18 protein-coding genes are annotated in these 19,812 nt (G+C 63.1%); 8 read left to right on the top strand and 10 right to left on the bottom strand.

The window, feature by feature from the left end; translation table 11 throughout:
• Nucleotides 1-2 precede the first annotated feature (2 nt).
• From X771_RS162395 to X771_RS162430, 8 genes are all read left to right on the top strand, one after another.
• On the top strand, nucleotides 3-1,175 hold the full coding sequence (locus X771_RS162395) for an iron-containing alcohol dehydrogenase (RefSeq protein ID WP_023686441.1): 1,173 nt from the start codon (nucleotides 3-5) through the stop codon (nucleotides 1,173-1,175).
• A 241-nt stretch (nucleotides 1,176-1,416) separates the two neighbouring features.
• The gene (locus X771_RS162400) at nucleotides 1,417-2,523 is read left to right on the top strand and encodes an ABC transporter substrate-binding protein (RefSeq protein WP_023671169.1); all 1,107 of its coding nucleotides are present in this window, start codon (nucleotides 1,417-1,419) and stop codon (nucleotides 2,521-2,523) included.
• A 66-nt stretch (nucleotides 2,524-2,589) separates the two neighbouring features.
• Nucleotides 2,590-3,504 (top strand): ABC transporter permease subunit, encoded by a 915-nt coding sequence (locus X771_RS162405; protein WP_023686440.1) that lies wholly within the window; start codon nucleotides 2,590-2,592, stop codon nucleotides 3,502-3,504.
• Nucleotides 3,501-4,292: an ABC transporter permease gene (locus X771_RS162410; RefSeq protein WP_023671171.1), complete on the top strand. Its 792-nt coding sequence runs from the start codon at nucleotides 3,501-3,503 to the stop codon at nucleotides 4,290-4,292. The genes X771_RS162405 and X771_RS162410 overlap by 4 nt, the downstream gene beginning before the upstream one ends.
• Before the next feature lie 30 nt (nucleotides 4,293-4,322).
• Complete coding sequence (locus tag X771_RS162415) at nucleotides 4,323-5,387, top strand: ABC transporter ATP-binding protein (RefSeq protein WP_023686439.1); 1,065 nt, start codon at nucleotides 4,323-4,325, stop codon at nucleotides 5,385-5,387.
• 149 nt (nucleotides 5,388-5,536) lie between these two features.
• A complete protein-coding gene (locus X771_RS162420; protein WP_023686438.1) occupies nucleotides 5,537-7,090 on the top strand; it encodes a sodium:proton antiporter in 1,554 nt (517 codons plus the stop codon).
• An 88-nt stretch (nucleotides 7,091-7,178) separates the two neighbouring features.
• Nucleotides 7,179-8,087 (top strand): endonuclease/exonuclease/phosphatase family protein, encoded by a 909-nt coding sequence (locus X771_RS162425; protein WP_023686437.1) that lies wholly within the window; start codon nucleotides 7,179-7,181, stop codon nucleotides 8,085-8,087.
• A gap of 7 nt (nucleotides 8,088-8,094) precedes the next feature.
• Nucleotides 8,095-8,940 (top strand): EamA family transporter, encoded by an 846-nt coding sequence (locus X771_RS162430; protein WP_023686436.1) that lies wholly within the window; start codon nucleotides 8,095-8,097, stop codon nucleotides 8,938-8,940.
• A gap of 29 nt (nucleotides 8,941-8,969) precedes the next feature.
• Here the strand turns inward: X771_RS162430 and X771_RS1000000169050 are convergent, their stop codons facing one another.
• From X771_RS1000000169050 to X771_RS162480, 10 genes are all read right to left on the bottom strand, one after another.
• On the bottom strand, nucleotides 8,970-9,203 hold the full coding sequence (locus tag X771_RS1000000169050; protein ID WP_023686435.1) for an MFS transporter: 234 nt from the start codon (nucleotides 9,201-9,203) through the stop codon (nucleotides 8,970-8,972).
• Nucleotides 9,204-9,439: 236 nt separating this feature from the next.
• Complete coding sequence (locus tag X771_RS162440; protein WP_023683219.1) at nucleotides 9,440-9,757, bottom strand: Dabb family protein; 318 nt, start codon at nucleotides 9,755-9,757, stop codon at nucleotides 9,440-9,442.
• Nucleotides 9,758-9,777: 20 nt separating this feature from the next.
• Entirely contained in the window at nucleotides 9,778-11,406 is a 1,629-nt protein-coding gene (locus X771_RS162445) for a choline dehydrogenase (RefSeq protein ID WP_023671177.1), read from the bottom strand.
• A gap of 12 nt (nucleotides 11,407-11,418) precedes the next feature.
• Complete coding sequence (locus X771_RS162450) at nucleotides 11,419-12,180, bottom strand: 3-ketoacyl-ACP reductase (RefSeq protein WP_023671178.1); 762 nt, start codon at nucleotides 12,178-12,180, stop codon at nucleotides 11,419-11,421.
• Complete coding sequence (locus tag X771_RS162455) at nucleotides 12,177-13,679, bottom strand: GMC family oxidoreductase (RefSeq protein WP_023686433.1); 1,503 nt, start codon at nucleotides 13,677-13,679, stop codon at nucleotides 12,177-12,179. Before X771_RS162455 ends, X771_RS162450 begins: the two co-directional genes overlap by 4 nt.
• Nucleotides 13,680-13,684: 5 nt before the next feature.
• Nucleotides 13,685-14,800 (bottom strand): ABC transporter ATP-binding protein, encoded by a 1,116-nt coding sequence (locus X771_RS162460; RefSeq protein WP_023671180.1) that lies wholly within the window; start codon nucleotides 14,798-14,800, stop codon nucleotides 13,685-13,687.
• 20 nt (nucleotides 14,801-14,820) lie between these two features.
• Complete coding sequence (locus tag X771_RS162465) at nucleotides 14,821-15,780, bottom strand: carbohydrate ABC transporter permease (protein WP_023671181.1); 960 nt, start codon at nucleotides 15,778-15,780, stop codon at nucleotides 14,821-14,823.
• On the bottom strand, nucleotides 15,777-16,727 hold the full coding sequence (locus X771_RS162470; protein ID WP_023671182.1) for a sugar ABC transporter permease: 951 nt from the start codon (nucleotides 16,725-16,727) through the stop codon (nucleotides 15,777-15,779). The genes X771_RS162465 and X771_RS162470 overlap by 4 nt, the downstream gene beginning before the upstream one ends.
• Before the next feature lie 251 nt (nucleotides 16,728-16,978).
• Nucleotides 16,979-18,232, bottom strand: a complete 1,254-nt coding sequence (locus X771_RS162475; RefSeq protein WP_027049809.1) for an ABC transporter substrate-binding protein — start codon at nucleotides 18,230-18,232, stop codon at nucleotides 16,979-16,981.
• Nucleotides 18,233-18,291: 59 nt separating this feature from the next.
• Nucleotides 18,292-19,803, bottom strand: a complete 1,512-nt coding sequence (locus tag X771_RS162480; protein ID WP_023686432.1) for an aldehyde dehydrogenase family protein — start codon at nucleotides 19,801-19,803, stop codon at nucleotides 18,292-18,294.
• Nucleotides 19,804-19,812: the final 9 nt, after the last annotated feature.

The raw sequence follows: 19,812 nt of genomic DNA, 5'->3' as shown, positions 1-19,812 counted from the left end.
ACATGTCCAAGCTGATCTCCAAATGGAACTACCCGACCACCGTCCGCTTCGGTGCCGGGCGCATCAAGGAACTGCCTGAGGTGCTCGCGGCCACCGGCATTAAGCGGCCGCTTTTCGTCACCGATCCGGGGTTGGCGAAACTGCCGGTCGTCGCTTCGACGCTGAAAATCCTCGACGACGCCAAGGTATCCTATGGCGTGTTCTCCGAGGTGAAGCCGAACCCGGTCGATTCCAACCTCACCGCCGGGATCGCCGTGTTCAAGAAGGGCAAGCATGACGGCGTCATCGCCTTCGGCGGCGGTTCAGCGCTCGATCTCGGCAAGCTGATCGCGTTCCAGGCTGGCCAGACGCGGCCGATCTGGGACTTTGAGGATGTCGGCGACTGGTGGACGCGCGCCAATTCGGATGCCATCGCGCCGATCATAGCCGTGCCGACCACTGCCGGCACAGGCTCGGAAGTCGGGCGTGCCGGCGTCATCACCAATGAGGCGACGCACACTAAGAAGGTGATCTTCCATCCGAAGCTTTTGCCGGCAATCGTCATTGCCGATCCGGAACTGTCGGTCGGCATGCCCGGCTTCATCACCGCCGGCACCGGCATGGATGCGCTGGCGCACTGCCTCGAAGCCTATTGCGCGCCGGGCTATCACCCGATGGCCGACGGCATTGCGGTGGAAGGTGTGCGCCTGGTGTTCGAGAACCTGCCCAAGGCCTACGCCAACGGCAAGGACCTTGTCGCGCGCGCCCACATGATGAGTGCGGCCGCCATGGGTGCTGCCGCCTTCCAGAAGGGTCTTGGCGCCATCCACTCGCTGTCGCATCCGATCGGCGCGCTCTACGACACCCATCACGGCATGACGAATGCGGTGTTCATGCCCTATGTCTTGGCCTTCAATCGCGACTCCATCGAGGAGCGGATTGCCCGGCTCGCTGCCTATTGCGGCATCAAGGGTGGCTTCGACGGCTTTGCCAAAGCGATCATCAAGCTGCGCAAGGAATTGAAGGTGCCGCATGCGCTGCCCGATCTGATCAAGGGGCTCGACATGGACAAGAAGCGCAAGGGGCTGATCGCCGACATGGCGGTGGTCGATCCGACAGCCGGCGGCAACCCGGTCAAGCTGACCAAGAAAGCAGCGCTGACGCTGCTCGAAGACTCTATCGCCGGTACGGTCTGAGGCGGTTTCTTGTGCCGGAATTGATCTGGAAACGAGGGGAAAGGAAAGGGCAAAGGGGCAAGAGACAAGGCTATAAACCATTAGCCGGGAAATTAAGTGCAGGCTAATTGCTACAGCCCGTTAAAAAGAGTTAACTTTTCGTGCCGCCGGGCGCCTGTTTCAAAAAGCTTTCATCTGGCTGTCACACGAAATCGATACCGCATCGCAGGCGTCCAGGACGCCAGTTCAACGGAGAGAACACATGTTCAAGTTTACAGGGAAAGTGCTTTCCCTTTCGGCCGTCGCCCTCATGGCGACCTCTGCTATCTCGTCGGCCCAGTCCATGGATGAACTGGTTGCCGCAGCGAAGAAGGAAGGCCAGCTCACCACCATCGCGCTGCCCCATGACTGGTGCGGCTACGGCGCCGTCATCGACGGGTTCAAGGCGAAGTATCCTGAGATCACCATCAACGAACTCAACCCCGATGCCGGCTCCGGCGACGAGGTCGAGGCGATCAAGGCCAACAAGGACAACAAGGGCCCGCAGGCGCCCGACGTCATCGACGTTGGCCTGTCCTTCGGCCCGACCGCCAAGGCTGACGGCCTGATCCAGCCCTACAAAGTGTCGACCTGGGACTCGATCCCCGACAGCGCCAAGGATGCCGATGGTTACTGGACCGGCGACTACTATGGCGTGCTATCCTTCCTGGTGAACAAGGACCTCGTCAAGGAAGCGCCTGCTGACTGGGCTGACCTGCTGAAGCCGGAATTCGCCAACACCGTGGCGCTTGCCGGCGACCCGCGCGCCTCGAACCAGGCCATCCAGGCCGTCTACGCGGCCGGCATTTCCGGTGGTGCGGCTGCCGGCGAAGCTGCTGGCACTGCTGGTCTCGACTTCTTCAAGAAGCTTAACGCCGCCGGCAATTTCGTGCCGGTCATCGGCAAACCGGCGACCCTGGCACAAGGCCAGACGCCGATCCTGGTGACCTGGGATTACAATGCACTTGCCGGTCGCGACACGCTGAAGGGCAATCCGCCCGTCGACGTCGTCGTGCCCAAGACCGGTGTCGTTGCCGGCGTCTATGTGCAGGCGATCAGTGCTTTCGCACCGCATCCGAACGCTGCCAAGCTCTGGCTGGAGTATCTCTACTCCGACGAAGGCCAGATCGGCTGGCTGAAGGGCTATTGCCACCCGATCCGCTTCAACGATCTTGCCAAGAACGGCAAGCTCCCGGCGGACGTGATGGCCAAGCTGCCGCCGGCCGAGGCTTACGCTGCCGCGGTGTTCCCGACGCTGGACGAGCAGGGCAAGGCAAAGGAAGCCGTCACCAAGAACTGGGATGCCGTCGTCGGCGCCAACGTCAAGTAAAAAGGCTTGAAACCAACCGGGCGGCCTCGCGGCCGCCCGGTGTTCCTCGGAGACGGTAGCCGGCGCATGACAGATATCTCGCTTTCCGATCACGCAGTTGCCGGGAAGACCGCGCCCCCCAGCGGGGCGCGTGCAATGCGACTGCCGACGCAATGGCTCGGCGTTGCGCCATTCTTCATCTTCGCCATCATGTTCCTGATCCTACCCACGCTCTATCTGATGCTGGGTGCATTCCAGAACGATGCCGGCGAATTCACGTTCGAAAACATAGCAGCACTGGCGCAGCCATCGATTGTCGCCGCCTACTGGATCTCGCTCAAGGTCAGCCTTTCCTCGTCGCTGATCGGCGCCTTCGCAGGTCTCGGCATCGCCATCGCCATCGTGCGCGGCGGCCTGCCGGAGTGGATACGTTCGGCGACGTTGACATTCTCCGGCGTGGCTTCCAATTTCGCCGGCGTACCGCTGGCCTTCGCCTTCATCGCCACGCTCGGCCGGCTGGGCCTTGCCACGGTGATGCTGAACACTTTTTTCGGTCTTAATATCTACGCGCACGGCTTCAACATCCTGTCGTTCTGGGGCCTGACGCTGACCTATGTCTATTTCCAGATTCCCCTAATGGTGGTCATCATCACGCCGGCGATCGACGGCTTGAAGAAGGAGTGGGGCGAGGCTGCGGCGACGCTTGGCGCCACCCAGACGCAATACTGGCGCATGGTGGTCATCCCGGTGATCTGGCCGAGTTTCCTCGGCACGGTCATCCTGCTCTTCGCCAATGCCTTCGGCGCCATCGCCACCGCCTATGCGCTGACCGGCTCTTCACTCAACATCGTGCCGATCCTGCTCTATGCGCAGATACGCGGTGACGTGCTGCACAATGCCCATCTCGGCTATGCGATCGCCTTCGGCATGATCGTCATCACCGGGCTGGCCAATGTCTTCTACATCTGGTTCCGGACGCGCTCGGAGAGGTGGCTGAAATGAAGTCCGGAAAATTCTGGGCCTGGGTCGTCTTCGGGCTGGGCGCGGCCTATTTCTTCATTCCGCTGATCGCGACGGTGGAATTTTCCTTGCGCATGCGGCGCGGCGCTTATTCCTTCGACGCCTATCAGATCGTGCTTGGCGACCCTCGTTTTCAGGCGACCTTTGGCTACTCAGTGCTTGCCGCCATCTTCACCATCATTCTGGGCGTGTTGATCGTGGTGCCCGCCGCCTACTGGATTCGACTGCGCCTGCCGCAACTGCGCCCGATCGTAGAGTTCATCACGCTGCTGCCGCTGGTCATTCCCGCCATCGTCATCGTCTTCGGCTATATCAGGATGTACGGTTCGAATTCGCCGCTGCCGTTCCTGGCGACCGACATGGGCACAAATGCCTTGCTGGTCATCGGCTATGCAATGCTGGCGCTGCCCTACATGTATCGCGCGGTCGATACCGGACTGCGCACCATCGACGTCAGGACGCTGACCGAAGCGGCGCAGATCCTTGGCGCCGGTTGGGGCACGATCATTGGTCGTGTGATCCTGCCCAATGTGCTGATCGCCGTGCTGTCGGGCGCCTTCCTTACCTTCGCCATCGTCATTGGCGAATTCACCATGGCCAGCTTGCTCAACCGGCCCGCCTTCGGCCCCTATCTGCAAAACGTTGGCGCCAACCGCGCCTATGAGCCGGCGGCGCTTGCCATCATCGCCTTCGCCATCACCTGGGGCTGTATGTCGCTGATCCAGATCCTGTCCCGTTTCGCGCCGAGATCGGCGAACCGCCCGAACTGATCGACAAAGTACTGATCGAAAGAAAAAGCCATGGCCGAACCATTCCTCTCCATCCAGCATGTGCGAAAATCCTTCGGCGCCACCACCGTGGTCGAAGATTTCAATCTTGATGTCGAGCCGGGCGAGTTCGTTTCCTTCCTTGGGCCATCGGGTTGCGGCAAGACCACCGTGCTGCGCATGGTCGCCGGTTTCGAAGAGCCGTCGGCGGGCAAGATCGTCGTCGCAGGCAAGGACATCACGAGGCTAAAGCCCAACCAGCGCAATGTCGGCATGGTGTTCCAAGCCTATGCGCTGTTCCCCAACCTGACGGTGGCGCAAAACATCGGCTTTGGCCTGAAGGTCGCCGGCATGCCCAAGGCGGACATCGACAGACGCGTGGCCGAGATGCTCGACATCATCAAGCTGCCGCAGATGGCCGACCGCTATCCCTACCAGCTCTCCGGCGGCCAGCAGCAGCGTATCGCGCTGGCGCGTGCCATCGCGCCGAAGCCGAAGCTGCTTTTGCTCGACGAGCCGCTGTCGGCGCTCGACGCCAAGGTACGTGTGTCGTTGCGCGAGGAAATCCGCTCGATCCAGAAGAAGCTCGGCATCACCACCATCTTCGTCACCCATGACCAGGAAGAGGCGCTGTCGATCTCCGACCGCATCGCGGTGATGTATGGCGGCAAGGCCGAGCAGGTCGGCACGCCGTTCGAGATCTACAACCGGCCGGCGACCAAGTTCGTCGCCAATTTCGTCGGCACGCTGAACGTGCTCGAAGGCAAGGTCACTGACGCCGCGGCCGGCACGGTGCAGGTCAACACCCAGGAAGTCTCGCTCAAGGGCAAGCTCAACGGCTCGAAGTCCGGCGACACGCTGTCGCTGGCGCTGCGTCCTGAGGCGATCTCGCTCGGACGCCAGCCCGGTCGCGATTCAAGCCTGTCGGGCGAAATCTCTGAAGTGCACTTCCTCGGCTCGGTCATTCGCGTTCGCGTCGGCATCGGCGGCAACACGGTGTCGCTCGACACCTTCAACAGCCCGGCAACGCCACCGCCGGCTGTCGGCGAGAAGGCCGACATATCGTTCTCATCAAGCGATATGCTGGTGCTGCACTAGCAAAGCAGCATCCTGGGGCGACCGAGGCGGTCGATTCAAGCTGGCGCGATGAACGGCCGTATCATTGCCGGACCCCGAGCGCTGGACAATCAACAGCATCTTGTCATCCAGCCCCTGCCCACGATGCCACTTCGCCGCTACGATAGGTCATGGCGCTATTCGAACTTACCCTAATCCTGCTTCTGGCTGCCGTCGCGCTGACGGCGCTGTCGCGGCGGCTGGAAATTCCCTATCCGTCCCTGCTGGCTCTGGCCGGGGTCGCGATTGCCTTCGTACCCGGTGCGCCGACAATCGAGATCGATCCGGAACTGGCGCTTGCCCTGTTCATCGCGCCGGTGCTTCTCGACGCCGCCTATGACACGTCGCTGCGCGACCTCAAGCGCTACCGGCTGTCGCTCGCGCTGCTGGCGCTGGGCGCCGTCGTCTTCACCACCGTGGTGGTTGCCTTCGTCGGCTGGAAGATGACCGGCCTGCCGATCGCGGCGGCAATCGCGCTTAGCGCCATCGTCGCGCCGCCGGATGCGGTGGCCGCATCCGCCGTGCTCAGCCAGTTCAAGGTGCCGCACCGCATCACCGCCATCCTGCAGGGCGAGAGCCTGCTCAACGATGCCACGGCGCTGCTAATCTACCGGTTGGCGGTTTCGGCCGCGCTTGGCACCATCATGCTCAGCAACGCCGTTCCGGTGATCCTGCTGGCAACGATCGGCAGTGTGATCGCGGGCTATCTGTTTGGCCGCGTCTCGCTGCTGGCGCTCGGCCGCATCGAGGATGCGGCCAGCAGCACGGTGGTGCAGTTTGCCGGAACCTTCGCCGTGTGGATCATCGCCGACAGGCTCGGCCTTTCCGCCATCATCACCATCGTCGTCTATGCCATGACCATTGCGCGCAGGGCGCCGCGCCAGTCGTCGGCGAGACGCCGAGTCAGCACCTATTCGGTCTGGGAGTCGGCCGTGTTCGTGCTCAACGTGCTGGCTTTCGTGCTGATGGGCCTGCAGGCACGCACGATCGTCGGCAGGCTGGCCGGCGACGGGCAAGGCGAAGCATTCCTTTTCGCCGCAACGGTGCTGGTCGTCGTTATCGTCGCGCGCCTTGTCTGGGTGGCGAGTTACGTCGCGATCATCCGGTGGCTTGCCCGCTTCGGCAGCCAAGAGGCAAGGCGGGAATTGCCGACATTCGGCGGCGCCGTCATTGTCGGCTGGTGCGGCATGCGTGGGTTGGTGACGCTGGTGGTGGCCATTGCGCTGCCGGCCGATTTTCCCGGCCGCGACCCGATCGTGCTTGCCGCCTTCGCGGTGGTGCTGGGCACGCTGGTGCTGCAAGGCATGACGCTGAAGCCGCTGCTGCGCTGGATCAACTTCGACCCCGATAGAACCGTCGACAAGGAGGTGGCGCAGGCGCGCGTCGCCATCATGCAGGCAGCACTGGACGTGCTGAGCCGCAAGACATCTGCGGCGGCGGCTGTCGTGCGCGAGCAGTATGAGGCGCAGCGCCTGATTGCGGAAAACCCGGAGGACGCTCAGGCCGCGACCGAATACGACCGGCTGCGCCTCTATGCCATCAACCGCCAGCGCGACACGCTCGAGGAGTTGCGCAGCAACGGCACGATCGGCGACGAAGCCTACCACCGGCTGGAGGAAGAGATCGACTGGGCCGAACTGGCGGCATCGCCGGCGGGCCGGTTCCAGCCGCTGACCACATCATAGACGCTGGCCCAGTTCCGCCGTCGTGCCGGTACATTGCAACCCGTCTGCCGAACCGCTACTGCCAAAGCGAAATTGAGCCGGATAAGCAATGAAGCTGGTCAGCTACAACATCCAGTACGGGTTCGGCGGCGATGGCCGTTACGATCTTTCGCGCTGCACCAAGCTGGTCGACGGCGCCGATATCATCGCGCTGCAGGAGGTCGAGCGGCATTGGCAGCGCACCAATGAGGACGACCAGCCGGAGGTCCTGTCCAAGCTGCTGCCTAGCTATTACTGGGTCTATGGCCCGGCCTTCGACATGGACGCCAGTGAGCAGCGCGACGGCCGGGTCGTCAACCGCCGCCGCCAGTTCGGCACCATGCTGCTGTCGAAGCTGCCGATCGCCTGGTCGCGGCTGCACGCGCTGCCCATGCGCCGCACGCTCAAGCCGCTCAACACCCGCAATGCGGCGCTCGAATGCATGATCCGCACACCCGCCGGACCGGTAAGGGTCCTGTCGCTGCACCTCGCCCATGTCGCGGCGGAGGAGCGGCTGGAGCAGATCGACTATCTCTTGGCCGAGCATCGCCGCGCGCCGTCCGAGGGCGGCCCGTGGAGCGGCGCGGACGATGAGCCTTCGCGCAACTGGACCAGCGGCGAGGCCGAGCCGGAGAACCCGACAGCTGCGATCTGGATGGGCGATTTCAACATGGAGCCGGGCAGCGCCGAATACAGCCGCATCGTCGGCAGCACGCCCTATCATCGCGGGGCAGCTTATCTCGACGGATTTGTTGATGCCGCTGCCGTCGCTAGCGAGCCGGCTGCCGATTTCCACACCCATGTGAAAACGATCGACGGGAAAGTGGCAAAACGCCGGCTCGACCATTGCTTCGTCGGCGGTATGTTCGCGGACCGTGTGCGCTCGGTCAGTGCCGATATAGGCGAGATCGCTTCAGACCATTTTCCGGTCCGGATCGATATCGATCTCGAAACGCCTTTGAGCTCGGGAGATCGGTGAGCCCTCGATGACGCTTTTCGTCTTTTTCGCGGTGCTTGCCGCCGCCGCCATGCACGCGATCTGGAACGCGCTGGTCAAGGTGCATCTCGATCGCTTCCTGTCGATCACGCTGATGACGCTGGGCATGGGTTTTGCCGCACTGTTCGTGCTGCCCTTCGTCGAGTTTCCAAAGGCCGCGGTATGGCCCTTTATCATCGCCTCGGTGCTCTTTCACATGGGCTACCGGACCTTCCTGATCGGCGCCTACAAGGCCGGCGATTTCGCCCAGACCTATCCGCTGGCGCGCGGCACGGCGCCGCTTTTGACCGCCCTCGGCGGCGTTGTCGTGGTGCAGGAGATGCCGGCGCCGTTCGCCATCCTCGGCATCCTGCTGCTGTCGGCCGGCACGCTGGTGATGTCGTTTCGCGGCGGCGCGCATCTGGAGCGGATCAATGTGCGGGCGGTCGGCTTTGCGCTCGGCACTTCGATCTTCATATCCAGCTATACGCTCTCCGACGGCAGCGGCGCGCGGCTGGCCGCAACGGCAACGAGCTATGCCGCATGGCTGTTCATCTGCGATGCCACGTGGGCGCTGGTGCTGTGCCTCATCTTTCGCGGGCCCAAGGCGCTGCCCGTGCTGGCGCGTGACTGGAAGGCAGGCCTGTTCACCGGCGTGCTCAGCGGCGCGGCCTACTGGATCGTCATGTGGGCGATGACCAAGGCGCCGATCGCCTCGGTGGCGTCGTTGCGCGAGACGTCGATCCTGTTTGCCATGATGATCTCGGTTTTCGCGCTCGGCGAGAAGATGACAGGCTGGCGCGGCGCCGCCGCGCTCGGCATCGTCGCCGGTGTCGTGGCCCTCAGGCTGGGCTGAGATTCTGATACTTCAGCCGAGCACCGTCATCACCTGTCCGCGCCGTTCCGGACTGAAGCGGATGACGAGGATGATGCAGACGGCGACCACGCCGGCAAACAGCGCCAGCGCGTAGCCACGAGATTGGGCGAGAAGGCAGCCAGCGCGCCGATCACCGAATAGCTGACGATGTTGAGCATCAGAATGGGCTTGCGCCCATATTTGTCGGCCAGCCTGCCGAAGAAGAAGGCGCCGATGAAGCGTGTCGCCAGCGTCAGGAACAACGCTTTGGAGACTGCCGGAACGTCAGTGTTGAATCAGGTTGCGATATCGGTGAGCAGGAACGTCAGAAGGAAGAAATCAAAAGCGTCGAGCGTCCAGCGGAGGAAGGAGGCAAGGACGGTTTTCTTCTGCTGCGCGGTGAGAGCCACGACGTTCCTCCTAAACGCCCCCGGGGAACGATATGTTCCTTGGGGCGCAAAAGAGAACAGGCGTCAGCCGGCTTTCGAAAGAAAAGCGGTCACTTTTTCGTAATGTCGAGATCGAACACCATCAGCCCGTCGGTGCCGCCTTCGAGCGCTGCGACCAATCGGGCGCCGGCGCGCTGATGCGCTTCATGCACGAGATAGGCGTCGCGGGCGGCGGCATCGCGGAAGTCGATGGTGAAGGCATGGCTGAAGCCGCGCGCGAACGGCTCCGGGCTGACATTGGTGCTGAAATGGACCGTGTCCATGCCGTCGACAACAGAGCGCAGTGCTTCGAGATCGGCGTGGATTGCCGTGCGCTCGGTGGCGGGCACATCGCTGCGGAAGCGTACGAAGACGCAGTGTCTGATCATTGGTTCGTTCTCCTAAGTGGCTATGCGGCCCGATTGCCGGAGAACACCGCCGGCGGAAGCGGCTCGCGGCCGAGGATGATGTCGGCGCCTTTTTCGCCGACCATGATGGTCGGCGCATTGGTGTTGGAGGAAGGCACGCGCGGCATCACCGAGGCATCGCAGACGCGCAGGCCCTCGATGCCGCGCAGGCGCAGGTCCGGTGTGACCACCGCCATATCGTCATGGCCCATGCGGCAGGTGCCCACGGGGTGATGGTCGGTCTTGGCGGTGCGGCAGGCATAGTCGATCAGCTCGTCGTCGCTGGCGAGCGATGGTCCGGGCAGCACCTCGCGCAACACGTAAGGTGCAAGCGCCTTCTGCCGCATGATCTCGCGCGCAAGCCTGAGGCCCTTGATCGACATGGCGCGGTCATAAGGGTCCGACCAATAGTTGGGATCGATCAGCGGGTGGTCGGCCGGGTCGGCGCTGCTCAGCCGCACCGTGCCGCGCGAGCGCGGGCGCAGGAAGGCCGAGTTCAAGGTCACGCCGGGGTTCTTCAACCTCTCGACGCCGGCCTCGATGCCGGAGCCGAGTCCCAGATGGAACTGGATGTCGGGCGAGGCGGCGGTCGGATCGGCGTACCAGAAGCCGCCGGTCTCGAACAGGCTGGAGGCGACCGGCCCTTTCTTCAGCAGCAGATACTGCAAGCCGGCCCACGCGGTGCGGTGCAGCTTGGCGTAGTTGTCATAGGTGTGGTCGCCGGTGCATTCGGCGATGACGAACAAATCGAGATGGTCCTGCATGTTGGAGCCGACACCGGGCAGATCATGCACCGGCGTCACGCCGACCGATTTCAGGTGATCAGCCGGGCCGATGCCCGACTGCATCAACAGCTTCGGCGAACCGATGGCGCCGGACGAGACGATCACTTCGCGCTCGGCGCGCATGATGGTCTTCTCGCCGCCGGGTTTGTCGACGATCTCGACGCCGGTGGCGCGGCCTTTCTCGACGACGATGCGGGTGACCAGCACATCGGTTCGGACCGTCAGGTTCTTGCGGGCGCGGATGGGCTTCAAATAGGCGACCGAAGCGGATGAGCGCCGGGCGTCCTTCTGGGTCAGCTGGTAGTAGCCGACGCCTTCCTGGCTAGCGCCGTTGAAATCCGGGTTGAAGGGGATGCCCATCTCTTGGCCGGCGCGGAAATAGGCTTCGCAAATCGGCAGCGGCGAAATAGGGTTCGACACGCCGAGCGGCCCCTGGTCGCCGTGAAAATCGTTGGCGAAGCGCTGGTTGTTCTCGGCGCGCTTGAAATAAGGCAGCACGTCGCGATAGCCCCAGCCCGCGAGGCCCTCTTCCTTCTCCCATGCGTCGTAGTCGCGAGCGTTGCCGCGCGTGTATATCTGGGCATTGATGGACGAGCCGCCGCCGACCACCTTCGCCTGCGTATACCAGAAGACGCGGTCCTGCATGTGCCTCTGCGGCACGGTCGACCAGCCCCAGGAAGCGATGCCCTTGGTCATCTTGGCAAAGCCCGCCGGCATGTGGATGTAGGGGTGCCAGTCCTTGCCGCCGGCCTCGAGCAGCAGCACGGAGTTCGCTGGATCCTCGCTCAGCCGGTTGGCCAGAACGCAGCCGGCCGGGCCGGCACCTACGATGATGTAGTCGGTCATAACCCTATCCACCTACAGTCGAGGCACGGAGAGCGCGCCGTCGACATTGATAATCGAGCCTGTGGAAAAGCCGAGCTTGCCGGCGGCAAGCGTCGCCACCACGGCGCCGATGTCCGATGCTTCGCCCCAGCGTTTTGCCGGCACCAGGCCGCTGTCGATAAGCGCGTCGTATTTGGCTGATACGCTCGCGGTCATGTCGGTGCGAATGATGCCCGGCCGCAGTTCGAACACGCCGATGTTTTCCGGCGCAAGCCGTAGCGCCAGGTTCTTCACCCACATCGAAAGGCCGGCTTTCGAGATGCAGTAGTCGGCGCGTTCCGGCGAGGCCATATCGGCGCTGACCGAGGTGATGGTGATGATCGAGCGCGGATGATTGCTGGGAGCCGCCAGCATCGCCTTGGCGACGGCCTGGCTAAGGAAGACTGTGCCGCGCAAATTGACGTCCAGCGCACGGTCGAAATTCTCGGGCTTCAGCTCCAGCAGATCGCCGCGCACCACGGCGCCGATGCCGGCATTGTTGACGAGGCAGTCGATGCGGCTGAAGGCACGTATGGCGGCGTCGACGAGGGCCGTGTGATCCTCGAGGTTGGCGATATCACAACGGACATAGGCGAACTCCGCACCCCGTGCGGTGATGTTGGCGGCCAGTTCGTCCGGCGCTTGTTCGGCAAGGTCGGCGATCAAAATGTCGAAGCCGTCCCCGGCCAGCGCCTCGGCGCAGGCGAGCCCAATGCCGCGCGCACCGCCGGTGACAATTGCTGCGGGGCGGGTCATGCCGCGAGGTCCGTTCGGCGAATATGCTCGGCCACGCGCAGCGCCTGTGCCGCAATCGACAGCGCCGGATTCACGGCGGCCGAGTTCGGCAAAAAACTGGCGTCGACAACGAACAGGTTCGGGTGGTCGAAGGCGCGGCAGAAAGGGTCGAGCGGCGACGTCGCCGGATGGTCGCCCATTTTCACCGTGCCGCACTGGTGCGAGGGCGTGCGCTTGTCGAAGGGACGCGACAGCACGATGGGATAACCGCAGGCGCGGAAGTTCTCACGCATCACCCTGGTCAGCCCGTCCAGCGACTGCATGTTGGAGCGCCGCCATTGCATGACGATGTCCTTGCCGTCGACCATGATGCGGCTTTCCGGATCGGGTAGATCCTCGCACATCAGATACCAGTCGACGGCGTGACCGGCCATGTAATCGAGCGCGAATTTCGGCACGCGTTTGACGTTGGCCTTCAACATGTTGCCGTCGATCTTGCCGAGCAGCTGGACGTTGCCGAGCGGCTTGCCGCCTTTGCCGTCGGAGAGATAGTAGTCATTCAGCATCAGCGTCTTCTGGTAGACGCTGTCGTTCCTGCGGCGCGGATCGATCGCCAGCATGGCGCTCGAATTATGGTTCATGAAATTGCGGCCGACCTGGTCGGAGCGGTTGGCGAGGCCTTTGCCATCTGGTGAAGGCGAGCGCAGCAGGATGACGGCGGAATTGACCGCGCCGGCCGACAGAATGACCAGCTTCGGCGCGACTTTCTTCATCTCGCCATTCTGACGGTAGTGAACGGCAGCGATGCTTTTGCCGTCGGACGACGCTTCGAGATATTCGACATGGCAGCCGGTTTCGAGTCGGATATTGCTGTCCTTAAGTGCAGCCGTCAGCGGTCCGGTCTGCGCATCAACCTTGCCCTGGGCGGTGTTGGGGAATGCGTCCCAGCCGGTCTTGCCCCCTTTCAGCCAGGTGTCGATGTCGACGCCGAGCGGCAGCGAGGCGGGGTGCAGGCCCAGTCCCTTCAGCTCGGCGCGGGCGCGCGCAATCGGCGCCTCGTCGGGCACCGGCTTGAAGGCATAGGGGATGGAGTGGAACGGTTCGGTCGGGTCCTCGCCGAGTGAACCGCGGACGCGAAACAGCTGCTCGGCTTTCGAATACCAAGGCTCGAATTCATCGTAGGAAAACGGCCATGCCGGCGAGACGCCACCGAAGTGCTCCATGGCGGCGAAATCCTCTTTGCGGTAGCGGATCAGCACCGCGCCATAGAATTTCGAATTGCCGCCGACATAGTAGTAATTGCCGGGGTTGAAGGCCGCACCGCCGGCCTCGCGCCACATCTCCTTCGGACGGTAGTGGCCGTCGACGAAAATGGAGCGCGTGTCGCGGGCATGCGGCGTTGCCGTCAAGGGCTCACCGCGCTCCAGCATCAGGATCGAGGCACCGCTGCCCGCCAGACCGGAGGCGATCGTAGCGCCGCCGATACCGGAGCCGATGATGACGATATCGGGGCTGACCATCTCGATCAGCGGATGCGGTGTTCGGTCGCCGGATCGAAGAACACGGCCTTGGTCAGGTTGAAGGCGAGCGGCGTGCTGGTGCCCGGCTGGATGTTGGCGTCGGCCCGCAACCGCGCCACCACGCCCTTGCCGCCGAGGTTGGTCACCGCGAACGTGTCGGACCCTGCCGGCTCGACCACTTCGATGTGCAGGTCGGCAGTGGCAATGTTGGAGGCGTTGCGTTCCGCACCTTCCGGATCGGTCAGCGCTTCCGGGCGCACGCCGAAGATGATCGGCTTGCCCTGGAATGCCGAAAGACCCGCCGGCGCGTTGGCCATCGGCAGCGTGATCGGCTCGCGCGCCTCGCGCTCCAACACGACGGACAGCGCATTGCCCGACGTGGCAATGGTCGCCGGGATCAGGTTCATCGCTGGCGAACCCATGAAGTCGGCGACGAACAAATTGGTCGGGTTGTTGTAGATCTCGGCCGGGGTGCCGAACTGCTGCACCTCGCCGTCGCGCATGACGGCGATCTTGGTAGCCAGCGTCATCGCCTCGATCTGGTCGTGGGTGACGTAGACGATGGTTGTGCCGGTGGTGGCATGCAGGCGCTTGATCTCGATGCGCATGTCGACGCGCAATTTGGCGTCGAGGTTGGACAAAGGCTCGTCGAACAGGAACAGCTTGGGGTCGCGCACCAGCGCCCGGCCCATGGCGACGCGCTGGCGCTGGCCGCCGGAAAGCTGGCTCGGCTTGCGCTGCAGGAGGTGGCCGATCTGCAGGACCTTGGCCACCTTGTCGATCGCCTTTTGGCGTTCGTCGGCCGGCACGCCGCGCATCTCCATGCCGAAGGAGATGTTTCCGGCCACCGTCATGTTCGGATAGAGCGCATAGCTCTGGAACACCATGGCGATGTCGCGCTTGGATGGGTGCAGATCGTTGATGGCGCGGCCGTCGACGCGGATTTCGCCCTCGGTGATCTGCTCCAGGCCGGCAATCGTGTTGAGCAAGGTGGACTTGCCGCAGCCGGACGGGCCGACCAGCACCAGGAAGCCGCCCTTTTCGAGCTCGACATCGATGCCCTTCAGGATCTCGACATTCCCGAAGCGCTTCTTCAGCCCATCAATTTCCAGAAAAGCCATGGTCGTTCCTTCCGAATTGATCAGCCCTTGACCGCGCCAGCCATCAGCCCGCGCACGAAATAGCGGCCGGCGACGACATAGACGATCAGAGTGGGCAGAGCCGCGATCATCGCGGCCGCCATGTTGACGTTGTATTCGACGACGCCGGTCGAGGTGTTGACGACGTTGTTGAGCGCCACCGTCATCGGCATGGAGTCGCCTGTGCCGGCGTAAGCCGAAGCGAACAGGAAGTCGTTCCAGATGTTGGTGAACTGGTAGATGACGGTGACGACGAAGATCGGCATCGAGTTCGGCAGCATGATGCGGCGGAAGATCTGGAAGAAGGAGGCGCCGTCGACCTGCGCCGCCTTGATCAGTTCGTTCGGGAACGCCTCGTAATAGTTGCGGAAAAACAGCGTGGTGAAGCCGATGCCGTAGACGACATGGACGAAGACCAGGTTGACCGTCGGATTGCCGAGACCGAAACTCGTACCCGTCGCATTCTGCAGCTTCACGCCGAAACGTCCCAGGCTGCCGAGGATGGTCGCCATCGGCAGCAGCACCGACTGGAACGGAATGAAGCAGGCAAACAGCATCAGCCCGAACACCAGCGTGGCGCCGCGAAAGCGCCATTTGGTCAAGACGTAGCCGTTGAGCGCGCCGAGCATGGTCGAGATCAGTACGGCTGGAACCACCATCTTGATCGAGTTCCAGAAATACCCCTTGATGCCGGCGCAGGTGAGGCCGACGCAGGTCTCGCCCCAGGCCTTCAGCCACGGGTCGAAGGTCGGCGCCGTGGGCAACGCCAGCATGTTGCCGTTCTGGATCTCGTCCATGGTCTTGAACGAGGTCACCAGCATGACGAACAGCGGCATCAGATAAAACAGCGCAAACAGCGCTAGAAGCCCGTAGATGACGATGCGGTTGAGGGTCTTGGTGCTCATGCCGCCGGAGGCCTTTTGGGAAGCAGCGGGGCGGGCAGGGGTGGCGACAGCGCTCATCGCGGCTTCTCCCTGAGTTCCGAATAGAGATAAGGCACGATGATGGCAACGATGGTCATCAGCATGATCACGGCACTGGCCGAGCCGACAGCCATTTCGTTGCGCTTGAACGTGTACTCATACATGAAGTTGGACGGCAGCCAGGCCGAGCCACCGGGGCCGCCGCTGGTCAGCGCCACCACCAGATCGTAGGACTTGATGGCAAGGTGCGCGAGCACGATGAAGGCCGACAGGAAAATTGGCCGCAGCAGCGGAATGACGATGCGGCGATAGAGCTGGAAGGTGGTGGCGCCGTCGATCTGCGCCGCCTTCATGATCTCGCCGTCGATGCCGCGCAGGCCGGCCAGGAACATCGCCATGATGAAGCCGGAGGCCTGCCAGACGCCGGCAATGACCACCGTGTAGATGACGAAATCCTTGTTCTTGATCCAGTCGAAATGGAAGCTCGTCCAGCCCCACTGATGCAAGGTCTGCTCAAGACCGAGGCCGGGGTCGAGGAACCATTTCCAGGCGACGCCGGTGACGATGAAGGACAGCGCCATCGGGTAGAGATAGATCGGCCGCAACACGCCTTCGCCGCGAATCTTCTGGTCGAGCAGGATGGCCAGGAACAGGCCGAGCGCCAGGCAGATGGCGATGTAGAGAAAGCCGAAAATGCCCATATTGACGATCGACGTGTACCAGCTCGATGGCGGGTCGGAGTCGAACGTCCAGCCCCATAGCCGTAGGTAGGCGCGCGGTCCGGTGATGACATAGGACGGAAAAGTCTTGGAATTGGTGAAGGACAGATAGACCGTCCACAGGATGAAGCCATAGACGAAGACGATGGTGATGGCGAAGCTCGGCGCCAGCACGATCTTCGGCAGCGCGTCCTGCAGTCGCGCGCGCACGGAGGGGCGAGACCGCTCGGGCGTCAGCTTGATCTGGGTTGTCGCTACACTGCTCATAGGGCTCCTCCCGTTCGGGTCGTCCGTGCCTGCCGTCAGGCGGCAAGGCGGCCCCGTGCATACGGGTCTCTGGTCGGCATGGTGTTCAAGAGGGTTTCACCGTTTCACGGAAACGGCGAACCTCTCTACTCTTTCTTTTACGCAATTCCGGCCGGAAAACCGCTCACACTTTTCCTGGAATTGCGCCAGCCGGCCAATCCTGAGGCGAACCTTCCCCGCCGAAGCGGGGAAGGTGTCTTGCTGGCCAGGGCTTACTTGGCGTCGTCGATTGCCTTGACCAGTTCGGTCACGGCTTCGTCCGAGGTCTTGATCTGACCGTGGACGAACTTCGAAACGACGTCCTTGTAGGCATTGGCGACCGCCGGAGGCGCGCCATAGCCCTGGGCAAGCGAGCCGAACAGCGTGCCGCCTTCGTTGGCAGCCTTCAGGTCGGCGATGCCCTTCTTGCCGCACGCGTCGAAGTCGGTGTCGGGAACGTCGGTACGGGCGGGAACCGAACCCTTGACGACGTTGAAGGCCGACTGGAAGCTCTTCGACAGGGTGGCGGTGGCCAACGCGACCTGGGCGGCCTTGCGGTCGTCCGGAACGTTGAACATGCCGAACATGTCGGAGTTGTAGACCACCGAGCCTTCCGTGCCCGGGAAGCGATAGCACAGGAAGTCGGTGCCCGGCGTTTTCTTGGCGGCGTTGAACTCGCCCTTGGCCCAGTCACCCATCACCTGCACCAGGGCATCGCCCTTGATGACCATGGCGGTGGCAAGGTTCCAGTCGCGGCCCGAGAAGTTCGGGTCGACATAGGTGACGAGCTTGGCGAGGTTGTCGAACGACTTCTTCATCGTGTCCGACTTGAGGGACTCGTCGTCGAGGTCGTTGAAGGCCTTCTTGTAGAACTCAGGTCCGCCGGTCGACAGCACAACCGAGTCGAACATGGTGGCTTCCTGCCAGTTCTGGCCGCCAAGGGCGAGCGGAATAACGCCAGCCGCCTTGGCTTTGTCGAGCAGGGCGACGAAGTCGTCGAAGGTCTTTGGCTCGGTGCCGCCGATCTTGTCCATCACCGCCTTGTTGATCCACAGCCAGTTGACGGAGTGGACGTTGACCGGAGCAGCGACCCACTTGCCGTCATAGACGGAGAACTTCTGCAGGGCTGCCGGAACCGACTTGTCCCAGCCTTCCTTCTTCGCCGTCTCGGTCAGGTCGCCCATCACGCCGGCCGCCGCATAGTCGAGCACGGTGTAGCCGAGCATCTGCGACGCGGTCGGGTAATTGCCGGCCGCGACCATCGCCTTCAGCGCAGTCATGGCGGCGTCGCCGCCACCACCGGCCACCGGCACGTCCTTCCAGGCATAGCCTTCCTTGGCAAGGTCGCCCTTGAGGACGTTGAGAGCAGCCGCTTCGCCGCCCGACGTCCACCAATGCAGCATCTGCACTTCCTTGACGTCCTCGGCATGGGCCGAGAAAGCAAAGGCCGTCGCCAGAGCCGTTCCGATAAGCAGTTTGCGCAACATGTTCTACCTCCCTTGTTGCATTACACGACCGGTGGAAGCCCCACCGGGTTCTTCCAAACTCAGCCGACCCACCAACCGGTGCGCTGGCCGCGATGAAACTGGATTGTCTTTTCCTCGGTATAATCCTCGACAGCGCGTTTGCCGAGTTCGCGTCCGATGCCGGACTGCTTGTAGCCCCCGAATGGCAACTCGGGAAAGCCTTCCATGAATGTGTTCACCCAAACGGTCCCCGAACGCACACCACGCGCCACCGACATACAAGTGTCGATGCTGGCGCTCCACACCCCTGCAGACAGACCATAGGGCGTGTTGTTGGCGATGTGCAACGCCTTTTCAATCGATCCAAAAGTCAGCACGGAGAGCACCGGGCCAAACACTTCCTCGCGCGCAATAGCCATGTCTTCGGTAACGCCGCGGATGATGGTCGGATCGAGGTACTGGCCGGCATTGGACGCCAATTGGCCGCCACCGGTATAGACATTGCTGCCGTCTTTTGCTGCCGCCACGACGTAATCCGCCACCTTGGTCAGATGGTCGGCGGAAATCATCGCGCCAACCTTGGTTCGGTCGTCGAGTGGGTCGCCGACCGTTACCTTGGCGGTCAGGGCCTTGACAGTGGAGAGGAAATCGTCGGCGATGGCTTCATGCACGATCAGCCGGCTGCCGGCATTGCAGCATTCGCCGGCGTTGAAGAAGCCGCCGAACACTGCTGCGTCAGCGGCCGCCTCGAGATCGGCATCGGGGAAGACGATCTGGCCGTTCTTGCCGCCGAGCTCCATCGAGACTTTCTTCAGCGACTGCGCGGCGGAAGCCATGGTCATCTTGCCGACGCGGGTAGAGCCGGTGAACGACACCATCTCGACCAGCGGATGGCTGACCATCGGCCCCCCGACATCGGCGCCGAGGCCGGCCAGGATGTTGACGACGCCCGCGGGCAGGCCGGCCTGCATCAGGATGTCGCCGAGCACGAAGGTCGAGGCCGAGGTCATTTCGCTCGGCTTGACCACCGCGGTGCAGCCGGCGGCGAGCGCGAAGGGCAGTTTCTGGCTGACGATCAGGAACGGGAAATTCCACGGGGTGATGATCGAGACGACGCCGATCGGCTCGCGCAGCACCACGCCCAGCATGGCGTCGCCGAGATTGGCGTAACTCTCGCCGTGCAGCGTGCGGGCGAGCGAGGCGGCATAGCGCCAGATGTCGACGGCGCCGCCGATCTCGCCGCGCGCCTGGGCGATCGGCTTGCCGGATTCCAGCGCATCGAGGCGGGCGATGTCTTCGAGCTGGGCCTCGATCAGGTCAGCCGTCTTGAGCAAGATCGCGGCGCGCTCGGCCGCCTTCGTGCGCGGCCACGGGCCGGTCTCGAATGCCTTGTGCGCGGCCTGCATGGCCGCCTCCACCTCGGCCTCGCCGGCCTGCGCATAGCGCGAAACGGTGAAGCCATGGCCGGGGCTGTTGCGCGCAATCGTGCGGCCGTCACGGGCATCGACATGCTTGCCGTCGATCAGGAGCTTGTAAGCCTTCGGCGCCTTGGACGCCTCGGCCGGCATGGAAATGTTGAGCGGTGCGTTCATCATGCTTTC

Source organism: Mesorhizobium sp. LSJC269B00, from assembly GCF_000502815.1.
Lineage (GTDB): Bacteria > Pseudomonadota > Alphaproteobacteria > Rhizobiales > Rhizobiaceae > Mesorhizobium.
This window is presented reverse-complemented; position numbering and strand designations above follow the sequence as displayed.